Annotated in this window: 11 protein-coding genes; 2 read left to right on the top strand and 9 right to left on the bottom strand. The window is 64.6% G+C overall.

Annotated features, from left to right (window positions below; genetic code table 11):
- Positions 1 to 74: 74 nt before the first annotated feature.
- The 4 genes from F8R15_RS00280 to F8R15_RS00265 all read right to left on the bottom strand — a co-directional run bounded on the left by F8R15_RS00280 (position 75) and on the right by F8R15_RS00265 (position 5,122).
- Positions 75 to 506 (bottom strand): universal stress protein, encoded by a 432-nt coding sequence (locus F8R15_RS00280; protein ID WP_083074852.1) that lies wholly within the window; start codon positions 504 to 506, stop codon positions 75 to 77.
- Positions 503 to 3,118 (bottom strand): TRAP transporter permease, encoded by a 2,616-nt coding sequence (locus tag F8R15_RS00275; protein WP_152842798.1) that lies wholly within the window; start codon positions 3,116 to 3,118, stop codon positions 503 to 505. Before F8R15_RS00275 ends, F8R15_RS00280 begins: the two co-directional genes overlap by 4 nt.
- Positions 3,119 to 3,226: 108 nt before the next feature.
- Entirely contained in the window at positions 3,227 to 4,201 is a 975-nt protein-coding gene (locus tag F8R15_RS00270; RefSeq protein ID WP_078519556.1) for a TAXI family TRAP transporter solute-binding subunit, read from the bottom strand.
- A gap of 57 nt (positions 4,202 to 4,258) precedes the next feature.
- A complete protein-coding gene (locus tag F8R15_RS00265; protein ID WP_253732304.1) occupies positions 4,259 to 5,122 on the bottom strand; it encodes a MurR/RpiR family transcriptional regulator in 864 nt (287 codons plus the stop codon).
- 141 nt (positions 5,123 to 5,263) lie between these two features.
- Here F8R15_RS00265 and F8R15_RS00260 point away from each other — a divergent pair, with 141 nt between their 5' ends.
- Both F8R15_RS00260 and F8R15_RS00255 read left to right on the top strand, forming a co-directional pair.
- Complete coding sequence (locus F8R15_RS00260) at positions 5,264 to 6,586, top strand: aspartate aminotransferase family protein (RefSeq protein ID WP_152842796.1); 1,323 nt, start codon at positions 5,264 to 5,266, stop codon at positions 6,584 to 6,586.
- On the top strand, positions 6,583 to 7,335 hold the full coding sequence (locus tag F8R15_RS00255; protein ID WP_368730983.1) for a 3-keto-5-aminohexanoate cleavage protein: 753 nt from the start codon (positions 6,583 to 6,585) through the stop codon (positions 7,333 to 7,335). The genes F8R15_RS00260 and F8R15_RS00255 overlap by 4 nt, the downstream gene beginning before the upstream one ends.
- Here the strand turns inward: F8R15_RS00255 and F8R15_RS00250 are convergent.
- The 5 genes from F8R15_RS00250 to F8R15_RS00230 are packed head-to-tail and all read right to left on the bottom strand — an operon-like array spanning position 7,332 to position 12,050.
- Positions 7,332 to 8,756, bottom strand: a complete 1,425-nt coding sequence (locus F8R15_RS00250; protein ID WP_152842794.1) for a dihydrolipoyl dehydrogenase — start codon at positions 8,754 to 8,756, stop codon at positions 7,332 to 7,334. The genes F8R15_RS00255 and F8R15_RS00250 overlap by 4 nt on opposite strands.
- Positions 8,757 to 8,790: 34 nt before the next feature.
- Positions 8,791 to 9,534, bottom strand: coding sequence for a glycosyltransferase family 2 protein (locus F8R15_RS00245; protein ID WP_152842792.1), 744 nt, complete (start codon positions 9,532 to 9,534; stop codon positions 8,791 to 8,793).
- A complete protein-coding gene (locus tag F8R15_RS00240; RefSeq protein WP_152842790.1) occupies positions 9,531 to 10,106 on the bottom strand; it encodes a DedA family protein in 576 nt (191 codons plus the stop codon). The genes F8R15_RS00245 and F8R15_RS00240 overlap by 4 nt, the downstream gene beginning before the upstream one ends.
- Before the next feature lie 4 nt (positions 10,107 to 10,110).
- On the bottom strand, positions 10,111 to 11,250 hold the full coding sequence (locus F8R15_RS00235; RefSeq protein ID WP_152842788.1) for a ceramide glucosyltransferase: 1,140 nt from the start codon (positions 11,248 to 11,250) through the stop codon (positions 10,111 to 10,113).
- Positions 11,247 to 12,050 (bottom strand): UDP-2,3-diacylglucosamine diphosphatase, encoded by an 804-nt coding sequence (locus F8R15_RS00230; RefSeq protein WP_152842786.1) that lies wholly within the window; start codon positions 12,048 to 12,050, stop codon positions 11,247 to 11,249. The genes F8R15_RS00235 and F8R15_RS00230 overlap by 4 nt, the downstream gene beginning before the upstream one ends.
- Between the last annotated feature and the right edge of the window lie 276 nt (positions 12,051 to 12,326).

Here is a 12,326-nt window from a genome sequence, read left to right as displayed (position 1 = left end):
GATCCGGGCTCCGATAGAAAAAGGGCGCGCCCATCGTCCGGGCGCGCCCTTAGCTTTTGGCGTCGGTCGCGTGCTCAGCGCACGACGAAGACGCAGCAATTCGAGTGCCGCACGACCCGCGCGGCGTTCGGCCCGAGCAGGTAATCGCTGAGATCGGGGCGGTGCGCCCCGAGCACGATCATGTCCGCGCCGTCCTTTTCGGCCAGCGAAAGGATCTCGTGATAGGCGGTGCCGACGCCCACGATGTGGCGCACCTTGGCGTTCACCTCGGGCCCGACCACCTCGGCGACGAAGTCATGCAGCAGCTCGCGCGCATGCTCCTTCGCTTTCGCGGTGTGATCGTCCGAGAAGAAGGCCCCGACCACCGCCGAGCCGTAATCGGGCACCACGGTGATCACGTCGAGCTGTGCGCCTTCCATCTTGGCCAGCCGCGCCGCCCATTCGAGCACTTTGCGCTCGGTCTTGGGGCGGTTCATGTCGATCGCGCAGAGAATGGTATTGGTCATGCCGGTTCTCCTTCAGCAAAGGCTGCGTCATCGTCTTCCTTGCGCCGATTTTGCAGGAAAGCGATGAGCGCGAGAAGGGCGAAGGCGGGGATGAACATCAGCTCTTTCGGAAGCTGATCGTTCGGCACCTTCACGTTGGACAGGGTGACGGGATTGTCGCCGTAGAAGTCGAAGCCCTGCAGTTTGGTCTGCAGCTCCGTGCCGAACATCGGCTCGTCCGCGACCATCTTGCCGTCCGTCTCAGTGAAGCTCAGGCCGAGCTTGTCGAGCCGGTCCTGACCCGTCGCGCCCTCGGGCACCTTGACCAGCACCGTCATGTCCTTCGGATCGCCCGTTGTGTAATCGGGCCCCGAGAAGACCAGCCGCAACTCGCGACCGACCGGCGCCTTGTCGAGACGCTGCGTGATATTGGCAGGCGGCACCTCGTTATAGGGCGGCTCGATCATGTTCATGAAATAGCCGGGACGGAACAGGGTGAACGCGATCAGAAGCAGCGCCACCGTCTCCCAGATCCGCGAGCGGGTGATGAACCAGCCCATCGTGCCTGCGGTGAAGACGAGGATACCGATCGTCGCCACGATGAAGACGAAGATCGCCTGATACCAGGTCACGTCGATCAGCAGCAGGTCGGTGTTGAAGATGAACACGAAGGGCAGGGCGACCGTGCGCAGCGAATAGAAGAACGCCGTGAAGCCCGTCTTGATCGCATCGCCGCCAGAGACCGCCGCCGCCGCGAAGGAGGCTAGCCCCACCGGTGGTGTCACATCTGCCATGATCCCGAAGTAGAACACGAACAGGTGCACCGCGATCAGCGGCACCACGAGGCCCGACTGTGCGCCCAGATGGACGACCACGCCCACCATCAGCGAGCTGACGACGATGTAGTTCGCCGTGGTCGGCAGGCCCATCCCGAGGATCAGCGACAAGATCGCCACGAAGATCAGCATCAGGATCAGGTTGCCGCCCGAAAGGAACTCGACGAAATCGGCCATCACCTGACCGATCCCGGTCAGCGAGACGGTGCCCACGATGATCCCGGCGGTGGCCGTGGCCAGACCGATCCCGATCATGTTGCGCGCGCCGTCGATCATGCCGCCGATCAGGTCGAGAACGCCTTCACGGAAGCGGCTCATGGGCGCGCTCTCGCCGCGGAACATCGCCTTGAGCGGTTTCTGCGTGAGCAGGATGAAGAACAGCAGGAACGAGGCCCAGAAGGCCGACAGGCCCGGCGATTTGCGCTCGATCATCAGGAAATAGACCAGAACGACGATCGGCAGCAGGTAATAGAGGCCCGCCTTGTAGATGTCCTTGATCTCGGGGAGCTTCACGATTTCCGAATTCGGATCGTCCGGCTCCAGATCGGGGGCTTTCGCGGCGACCCAGACGAGTCCGAGATAGACCACGACGACGAGCAGGGCGAGAACCCAGGCCGCGCCCTCGGGCACCATCGAGGTGATGAGGCGCACCGGGAATTGGGTGGCGTAGCACAGAGCCGCGAAGCCCGCGAAGAAGGCGAACATGCCAAAGGCGGTGCGCCAGACCGAGACCACGCGGTCGCCGATCGTCGGCATCCGGTTCTTCACCGCCTCCAGATGCACGATGTAGAACAGTGCGATGTAGGAGATGATCGCCGGGATGAAGGCGTGTTTGATGACCTCCAGATAGGAGATGCCGACATATTCCACCATCAGGAAAGCGGCGGCGCCCATCACCGGGGGCATGATCTGGCCGTTGACCGAAGAGGCCACCTCGACCGAGCCTGCCTTTTCTGCCGAGAAGCCCACGCGCTTCATCAGCGGAATGGTGAAGGTGCCGGTGGTGACCACGTTCGCGATCGACGAGCCCGAGATCAGGCCGGTCGCAGCAGAGCCCACGACGGCGGCTTTTGCCGGGCCGCCGCGCAGGTGGCCGAGCGCGCCGAAGGCCATCTGGATGAAGTAGTTGCCCGCGCCCGCTTTCTCGAGAAGCGCGCCGAACAGCACGAAGAGGAAGACGAACTTGGTCGAGACGCCGAGCGCGATGCCGAAGACCCCCTCGGAGGTGATCCACATATGGCTCATGGCCTTGCGCAGGCTCGCGCCGGCCCAGCGGATCTGTTCGGGGAAGAACTCGGAGGAGCCGAAGAAGACGTAGCACAGGAACACGATCGCCAGCAGGACCATGATCGGCCCGAGCGTGCGATAGGCTGCGATGAAGAGGAAGATGATGCCGAGGACCGAGATATAGGCGTCCTGCATATCGGCGAGCCCGCCATTGTCGACGATCTTCTGGTAGAAGAAATAGCCGTACATCGAGAGCAGCGCACCGCCGACCGCGAGGATCCAGTCATACCACGGCACATGGTCCTTGGGTGAAGATTTGAACAGCGGATACGCCATCGCCGAGAGGAAGATGGCATAGGCCAGATGGATCTGGCGGGCGTTGTTGATCAGGTCGCCCGGCAGCACATAGGGCCCGATGGGCGAGGCCAGAAGCACCTGAAAGATCGACCAGCTCAGCGCCACCACGGCGACCATGAGCCCGACCCAACCTCTGGGGCTGCGCGCCCCGCTGTCAGAAGCTTGGACGAGCTCCTGTAATTCCTGTTCGTTCAAGGCGCGATTTTCCGCCATCGTTCCCCCTAGCGGCCCCCAGGGCCGTCCGCCTGTTCCGGCATGATCTTAAAGCTGAAACTAAAAAAGGCGGGCACGCAAGCGCGCCCGCCCAGGTATGTGCAGGGCTTATTTGATCCAGCCCTGCTCCTTATAGTACTTCAGAGCGCCCGGATGGATCGGAGCGGAGATGCCCTTGGTGACCATCTCTTCCGGCGTCAGATGCGCGAAAGCCGGGTGCAGCTTCTTGAACTCGTCGAAGTTGTCGAAGACCGACTTCACCAGAGCGTAGACGACATCATCGGGCTCATCCGCCGAGGTCACGAGGGTCGCGCGCACACCGAAGGTCTGGGTGTCGTCGGGGTTGCCGCGATACATACCGCCCGGAATGGTGGCTTTCGCGTAGTAGGGGTTGTCGGCGACCAGCTTGTCGACCGCGTCACCCGTGACGTTCACGAGGGTCGCGTCGCACGAGGTGGTGGCTTCCTGGATCGAACCCGAGGGGTGACCCACGGTGTAGACCATCGCGTCGATCTGGTTGTCGCAGAGCGCTTTCGACTGCTCGGCGGCTTTCAGCTCGGTTGCGAGCGCGAAGTCCGAGGTTTTCCAGCCCATCGCGTCCATCAGCACTTCCATCGTGCCGCGCTGACCCGAACCGGGGTTGCCGATGTTCACGCGCTTGCCCTTGAGGTCGGCGAAGTTCTTGATGCCGCTATCGGCACGCGCGACGACGGTGAAGGGCTCGGGGTGGATCGAGAACACGGCGCGCAGCTTCTCGAACGGACCCTGATCGGAGAACTTCGAGTCGCCCTTGTAGGCGTGATACTGCCAGTCCGACTGGGCGATGCCAAAGTCCAGTTCGCCCGAACGGATGGTGTTGATGTTGTAGACCGAACCGCCGGTGGATTCGACCGAGCAACGCACGCCGGTTTCCTTGTGGCTCTTGTTCATCAGGCGGCAGATCGCGCCACCGGTCGGGTAGTAAACGCCGGTCACACCGCCGGTCCCGATGGTGATGAAGGTCTCGTCGGCTGCGTTCGCCGCGGGCGCGAACAGCGCACCGGCGACGGCCGCGATGGCCCCGAGTTTGAAGAACTTTTTCATTGAGTAACTCCCGTTGGTCGTTTTTGGGTCTCGGTTCAAAGATACGGTCCGCGTCGGTCAGCGCGCATAGACTTCGTCCAGAAGCCTGTTGCGCCGTTCGACCTCGGCGATCCGTTCGGTTGCGCGGGGTCCCGCGCGCTTCGCCACCAACGCCAGAATTGCTTCGAGCAAGAACAGCGTGGCGACGTAACTCGTGTAGAAATGCGGGCTGTCGGTGGGCACGATGAAGGTCTCATCGGCCGCGTGCAGCGCCGGACAGCTGCGGCTGTCGGTAATCAGCGCGACATAGGCGCCCTGTTCATGGGCATGGATCGCGCTGCGGATGGTGGAGCGGGCGAAAGGCGGCTTGGTGATGACCAGAACCGCGTCGCGCTCATCGAGCCCGGCAAGCGTGGCGCCCAGCGACGAACCCGCCCGTGCGCCCAGCTCCCAGTTATCGCCTAGGAAATTGGCGATATAGGCGGTGTATTCCGCGATCCCCGTCGAGCCGAGCGCGCCCAGCAGTACTACCCGGCGCGCGGCGGCGAGCTTGTCGGCCACGGCCTCGAGCCGTCCCGGCTCGATCGCGGCGCTCAGGGCTGCGATATTGTCCTGCGTGGCCGCGGCATAACGGTTGAGGAAGCTGCTCTGCGGATCGACGGCATCCTTCTGCAGTCGATCGGCGCGGTCCGCGAAGGGGGACACGCGGCGACCGATCTGGTCGCGCATGGTCTCGCGCAGTTCTTCAAAATTCTCGTATTCGAGCGCATGGGCGAGGCGGGTGAAGGTCGCGGGCGCAAGGTTCGATTCGCTCGCCAGCGTGCGCAGCGAACGGGTGGCGATGCTCACCGGGTTGTCTGCGATATAGTCTCCCGCCTCACGCAAACGCGTGGAAAGGTTGCCATATTGCGCAGCCAATCGCTGTTCGAAACTGCCGGACAATGCTCCTCCCCAGGTTCCATCACCAGTTATCGCGTTGAGGTGACCGTTTCAATTGTTTCATATATTGTCAATGCGTAAAACATATGTTTCATGGGGTAATCAGCGATCCTCACGCATTCTTGTCCCGAAGGAGGGACCGATATGAGTCACGTATTCCCCCGCCACACGAAGTCCAATCCGCCCTTGGCGGTAAAGGGCGACGGTATCTACATCCTCGATGCCAACGGGAAGCGATATCTCGATGGGTCCGGGGGCGCGGCGGTCTCCTGCCTCGGTCACTCTGACGCTGACGTGACTGCGGCGATCAAGGCTCAGATCGACAATATCGCCTTCGCGCACACGAGTTTCTTCACCTCCGAACCCGCCGAACGTCTGGCAGATCGCCTCATCGCTCACGCGCCGGGGAGCCTCGAGCGCGTCTATTTCACGTCCGGGGGATCGGAGGCGGTGGAGAGCGCGCTCAAGATGGCGAGGCAGTATTTCGTCGAGAAGGGCGAGCCGAGCCGGTCGCATTTCATCGCGCGCCGCCAGTCCTATCACGGCAACACGCTGGGCGCGCTGGCCGCTGGCGGCAATGCGTGGCGTCGCGAGAAGTTCAACCCGCTGCTGATCGATGTGAGCCACATCGCACCCGTGCATGAATACCGCTGGCGCGAGGAAGGCGAGACCGCCGAGGAATACGGTCTGCGCGTCGCCAACGAGCTTGAGGCCGAAATTCAGCGCCTCGGGGCGGAGAACGTGATCGGCTTCATCGCCGAGCCGGTCGTCGGCGCCACGATGGGCGCGGTGCCGCCGGTGAAGGGCTATTTCAAGCGCATCCGCGAGATATGCGATCAATACGGCATCCTGCTGATCCTCGACGAGGTGATGTGCGGGATGGGCCGGACCGGCACGCTGTTCGCCTGCGAGCAGGACGGGATCGCGCCCGATATCGTCACCATCGCGAAGGGGCTCGGCGCGGGGTATCAGCCCATCGGGGCGGCGCTCTGCACCTCCGAGATTTACGACGCCTTCGTCAACGGCTCGGGCTTCTTCCAGCACGGCCACACCTATATCGGCCACCCGACCGCGACCGCCGCGGGCGATGCGGTGGTGAAGAAACTGACCGAGGGCGGACTGGTCGCGCGGGCGGCGCAGCAGGGCGAAGTGCTCGACGCGGCTCTGCGCGAGGCCTTCGGCCAGCATCCCAATATCGGCGACATCCGCGGACGCGGCATGTTCCGCGGGCTGGAAATCGTGGCCGATCGTGCCACGAAAGAGCCGATGGACCCGGCCAAGGCCATCAACAAGAAGCTCAAGGCGGCGGCCTTCGAGGCGGGGCTCGTCTGCTACCCGATGGGGGGCACGATCGATGGCCAGCGCGGCGATCACATCCTGCTCGCGCCGCCCTTCATCATCACCGACGACCAGATCGGAGAATTGGTGGACAAGCTCGGCACCGCGATCCGCGAGGTTCTCGGGTGAGCCTGCCGCATATCATGGTCGCGCCGAACGGGGCGACCAAGACGAAGACCGACCACCCGGCGCTGCCGATCACCTTGGACGAGATTGCGCAGACAGCGCTGGCCTGCCGCGACGCCGGGGCAGGGGCGCTGCATCTGCACCTGCGCGACGACGCGGGCGGGCATCTGCTCGATAGCGGCGCCTATGCCGAGGCGCTGGCGCATCTGCGCCCGCTTCTGGGCGAGATGGCGATCCAGATCACCACCGAGGCTGCGGGGCGCTACGAACCGGGGCATCAGCGCTATGTCGCGTTGAACTCGGGCGCTCAGATGGTTTCGGTCTCGGCGCGCGAAATGCTGCGCGACCATGAATTGCTGGCAATACGGTTCTACGAAGAGGCGGCGGAACGTGGGATCGCGATCCAGCATATCCTCTATTCCCGCGAGGATGCCGAGGCGCTGGTGCATGTTCTGCCGGATCGCCTGCTGCGCGATCCCGGGCTGCAACTGATCTTCGTGATGGGCCGCTATGTTGCGGGGCAGGTCTCGACGCCCGCGATGCTCGATCCGTTCCTCGACTGGATGCAGGCCGAGGCGATCACCCCTGACTGGGCGATCTGCGCCTTCGGCTCGGGCGAGACCGACTGCCTGCGCAATGCGCTCGCCAAGGGCGGCAAGGCGCGGGTCGGGTTCGAGAACTCGCTGGTGATGGCGGACGGGACCACCGCGCCCGACAACGCCGCGCGCGTGGCCGAGATCGCAGCCCTTTAGTCGAGTGCCGGATGCCCTTTCTCGGGGCAATCGGAGAGGTCCGACCGGTCTTCCTCGGGAAGCTGCTTGGAAATTTCGCGCAGGGCGCTCCGCAGACCTTCCTCCATCACGGGGTGATAGAAGGGCATCGCCAGCATGTCGAAAACGCTCATGCCCGACTGGATCGCGAGGCCGAAAAGATGCGCGAAATGCTCGCCCTCGGGCAGCGCCATCTCGCAGCCCAGCAGCTTGCCGGTTTCGGGCTCGGCATAGACGCGGAGCATGCCATACGCCTCTTCGGCCAGCCGGGCGCGCGATTGCGTCGCGAAATCCGCGCTGCCGATCAGGATGTCCTGCCCCTCGAGATCCTTGAAGCTCTGCCCCACGCGCACCGCATTGGGCGCGCTGAAGGCGATGGCCATCGAGGTCCGGCGGCTATAGCATCGCGGGGCGTCGGCCACGGCGTTGCGCCCCGCGATATGCCCTTCGTCCGAGGCCTCGTGCAAAATCGGACGAATGGCATTCGCGTCGCCTGTCAGAAAGACCGGCAGATCGCCGATCCGGGTGGTGGTGGCATCGACCTCCGGCATCCCGTGATCGTCAAGCGGCACGCCCAGCGTCTCTAGCCCGAGCCCCGCAATATTGGGGCGGCGTCCCATCGCGGCGAGTACGGCGTCGGCCTCGAATTCTGCGCCGTCTGCGCCTTTCACGATCAGGCTGCCCGCGTTGCCTTCGGAAATCTCCGCCGGCGCGCCCAGATGCAGCGGCAGCTCCGCCGCGATTGCGTCGCGCAGGACCGCTGCGACCTCCGGGTCGGTCATTCCAGCGACGCTTTCCAGCGCATCGAAACCCGCGACCTCGATCCCCATCCGGGCCATCGCCTGCGCCAGTTCCACGCCGATCGCGCCCATGCCGATCACCGCGATCCGCTTGGGCAGATCGTCGAGGGTGAACAGCGTGTCGGTGGTCAGGATACGTTCGCCGAAGGTCTTCCATGGCCCGGGCACCACCGGCGAGGAGCCCGTCGCGAGGATGATTGCGTCGGCGGTCACTTCGCCGTGGCCCGCGACCTCGATCCGGTTCGGGCCGAGGAGCTTGGCGCGGCCCGAGATCGCCTTTTCCCCGAGTTTCTCGGGCACCGCGCGCGGCGATTTCGTGAACCCGTCGCGCATCCGTTTCATTCGCGCCATCACGGAGGGCACATCGATGCGCAGCGCCTCGGCCCCGGAAATCCCGAAGGCCTCGAAATCGTGGCGGCGGTGGAAGGCGTTGGCGGCTTCGATCAGCGCCTTGGAGGGCATGCAGCCGCTTTCGGCACAGGTCGTGCCCCAATGGCCGTCGTTGACGATCAGGAAGTCATCGGTCGCATGGCGCACTTCGCGCAGGGCAGACAGTCCGGCCGAGCCGGAGCCGATGATAACGACGCGCGCGTGTTGTGACATGAAACCTCCGCTGATCTGTCGTGAACCGAACCGTTCAGCGAGGTATACGTTCCAACCATTTGCGCGGTAAAGCCTGCGCCTCGCCGCGAACGCGCATACTGCGCATCGCCACGATCTGGCCGAGCGCGCGATGCGGCGCGATGGTGCGGAAGATATCGCGGATCATGCGTGCGTCTGCGGCGACGCCCGCGCGCCAGTTGCCGAGCTTCGCGGATTTCATCGGACTGTCGACGCCGGGCCAGGAGACGACGGCGATCCGGGCGCGCTCTGCGATCCACAGCCGGTTCATGAAGACTTCCAGCCCGAAGCGGGGCAGGGCGTTGAGGGCCTCCAGCCGTTCGCCCAGCATCTCGCGCGGGATCACCCGCTCGCCCGAGATGTAATCGAGCCCGATCACACGCCAGATGCGCGGCGCGTTGCGGCGCAGGCTGATCGTGACATCGGCCTCTCCATTGGTCACCGGCGCGATCAGCGCGCCCAGATCGGCATGGGTCAGCCCCAGCAGATCGCTGTCGAGCAGCAGCAGGTGGCTGCCTGCGGCCTCCGCGATGCCAGCGGCCACGGCTGCGGTTTTCCCGCCGTTCTGTGTCTGGCGCAGCACCCGCAGATGCGGATGGGCGTCGCGATAGCCCTCTGCGATCTCGGCGGTGCCATCGCTTGAACCATCGTCGATCACGATCACCTCGGCGATCTGGCGATGGTCCAGCACACGCTCCAGCACCGCGCCGATCCGCGGGGCCTCGTTATAGGCAGGCAGAATGCAGGTGATCGTCGTCATGTGTGCGACCTCTTGCGGCGATAGAACCAGATCGTGCCGCCGAGAATGATCACGACCAGCAGGATCAGCGAGCCTTTCGACAGCCAACTGTCGATCTTGCCGATATGCGAGCCGAGCCAATAGCCGAGCGCCACGAAGGCCAGCGATTTCGGGATCGTCGCGACCAGATTCGTGAGCAGGAAGACCCAGACGTTCATCCGCGCGACCCCGGCTGCGACCAGCACCGGCGCACCCGCCGAATGGGTCAGCTTGCCGAAGACCAGCGTCTTGACCCCTTTGTTCTGGAAGTGCCGCGCCGCACTCACGAGCCGGGCGCGGCTCAGGCCCAGCTTGTCGCGCCACTTCTTGGGCATCCGGTTCAGCCCCCATCGGCCAAGCGCATAGAGCCCCAGATCGCCGACGAGATCGGCAAGGATCACGATGATCGCGACCGACCAGACCGAGAACATGTTCTGGCTGGCGAGCCACGCCGCGATCACCGTCACGATCGGCCCTTCGAGCACCGCAATCGGCGCGAGCACGGCGAGGCCGTGTTTCGCCATCAATACGGAGATTGTCTCGAGGCCGATCATCGGGTTACTCCGTGACGGGGGCGTCGCTGCGGGCGACGTCCCGGTGGGTCATGTCATTGCCGCGCCAGGTGAAATCGCGCCCGAACCATGTCATCAGCCACAGCGCGGGCAGCATCGCGTCGCGGATCGCGAAACCCGCAATGTCGCGCGCCGAGGCGGGCCAGCCTGCGATCCGGGCGAGCAGCACTTCGGCACCGTACCATAGCGCCACCAGAAGCGGCAGGGCGATCCAAGGCATCGCGCCCAACGAGGCCAGGGCAAGCGCGGCGAGGAAGGGCAGGAACGGGCCCTGCGCGATCTCGGCGGCGAAAATCATCACGAAACCGTCGCGGCGCACCTTGGACCAGCGCAGCTGGCGGTCCCAGACCGCGCGGGCCGCGCGCGTCCCGATCGGTTGCGCGAAGAGGTGCCGCGTCAGCCGCACCTTCAGGCCCTGACGACGCACCAGCTTGGTCGAGGCCACGTCCTCGGCCATGTTACGCCCGAGCGCCGCGAAACCGCCACCCGCCATCAGGATGTCGCGCCGCCAGAACAGCGATTTGCCCTGCGCGAACCCCATCCCGATCATGTCGGCCGCCACCTGCCAGCGCGCCTGATTGGTGTTGAGGAAAGCGGCCTCCACCGCGCCCCAGAGATTGCCCGGGCGCTCGGCCACCGGCGGGGCGGACACGAGCCCCGTGCCGGGCCGCCATTCCGCCACCAGCCGTTGCAGGTAGTCGCGCGGCAAGAGCAGATTGCTGTCGGCCATCGCAAGCCACTCCGCCTCGGTCGCGGACAGCCCCTTGTGCAGATTGTTCAGCTTCGGATTGCCCGACACCGCGTCGAGCCCGGTCAGGAGCCGGGCGCGCACCTGCGGGTTATCTTCGATCAGGCGACGCACCAGTGCGCAAGCCGGATCGCGCTCGGAGGGCGCGCAGAAGATCACCTCGTAATTCGGATAGTCGAGGTTGAAGGAAGAGCCCAGCGTCTCGGCGTCGAACGGATCGACCCCGCAGACCGGGCGCATCAGCGCGATGAAAGGCAGCGTGTCGGGCACCGGCTTCGGCGGGCGGGACTCGCGCCATGCGGTCATTGCAGCGCTGAGAAGATGCGCCGTGAGGGTGATGCCCAGAAGGGCGGCAAGGAAGAGCAGAACGATCGTCATGCGCGAACCTTTGCGACTGCGGGACGGGTGCCGGTTTCCGGGACCGCAGCAGGCTCCGCGCCCCATTGAAGAAGTTGCAATGCGCCGGAACTATCCTCGGCCAAGGCGGTCAGGCTGTCCACCCAGTCGCCGCAATTGGCGTAGGTCATCCCGTCGACATCGCGCAACGCGGGCTTGTGCGAGTGGCCGCAGATGATCCCGTCGACCCCGGCCTCGGAGGCCAGCGCGATCAGCCGATGCTCGTACCCCGAGCCGCGCGCGATCAGATGATTGATCCCCTCGATCGCGAGCTGGATCAAGGTGCGCTCGGTCTCGGACACGTCGCGGCGGCGGCGCAGCCAGGCATCGATGCCGCGGAACAGCGCGTCCATCCGGCTCCCGAAACGGGTCATCGCGTGCCAGCGCAGGATGCGCGCATCGCATTGATCGCCATGCACGATGAGGTAGCGCTGCCCATCCGCGCCGACATGCAGCGCCGTCTCGGTCAGCTCGAAGCTGAGGAAATTCATCCCCGGCGAGCGCAAAGCCGCGTCGTGGTTGCCGGGCAGATAGACGATGCGCGTCCCGGCCTCGGCATGGGCTTCGAGGGTCTCGATGATTTCGGCGTGGATATCCCCCCACTGCACGGGCCCACCATGCCAGAGATCGAGGATATCGCCGACGAGGTAGATCGCGTCGGCCTGCACGCTTTGCAGGAAGTCGAGGATCGGCCCGGGGCTGCACCCCCGCGATCCGAGGTGGAAATCCGACAGGAAAAGGCTGCGGTAGTGGTGTTTGTTGTGATGGCGCGATCGGCTCATGTCACATCTCCGGTGGATCTGCAGGGAGGGGCAGGCACCCGGCGCCTGCGCGGAGAAGCGGAGCGGAAACAGTCGGGAAAATCACAGGCTGTAAGTTGTTGCCCATAGGGTCCTTCCGCTCGTTGCTGCGCTGCCCATCGCCTTTCGACGTGACATGGATGTGACGGCTACGTGAACCTGTAATGTCACCTAGAGGCAGCTGTGCGGTGATCAACCATAAGCATGTGAAATACTAAGCAACTTCCGGTGAGCGCACGATATCTTGCGGTTTGTTTC

It is taken from the genome of Thioclava sp. JE_KL1 (assembly GCF_009296265.1).
In the GTDB taxonomy this organism is placed as follows: domain Bacteria; phylum Pseudomonadota; class Alphaproteobacteria; order Rhodobacterales; family Rhodobacteraceae; genus Thioclava.
Note: the sequence above shows the minus strand (reverse complement) of the source record. Positions and strands in the feature narration are given on the sequence as shown.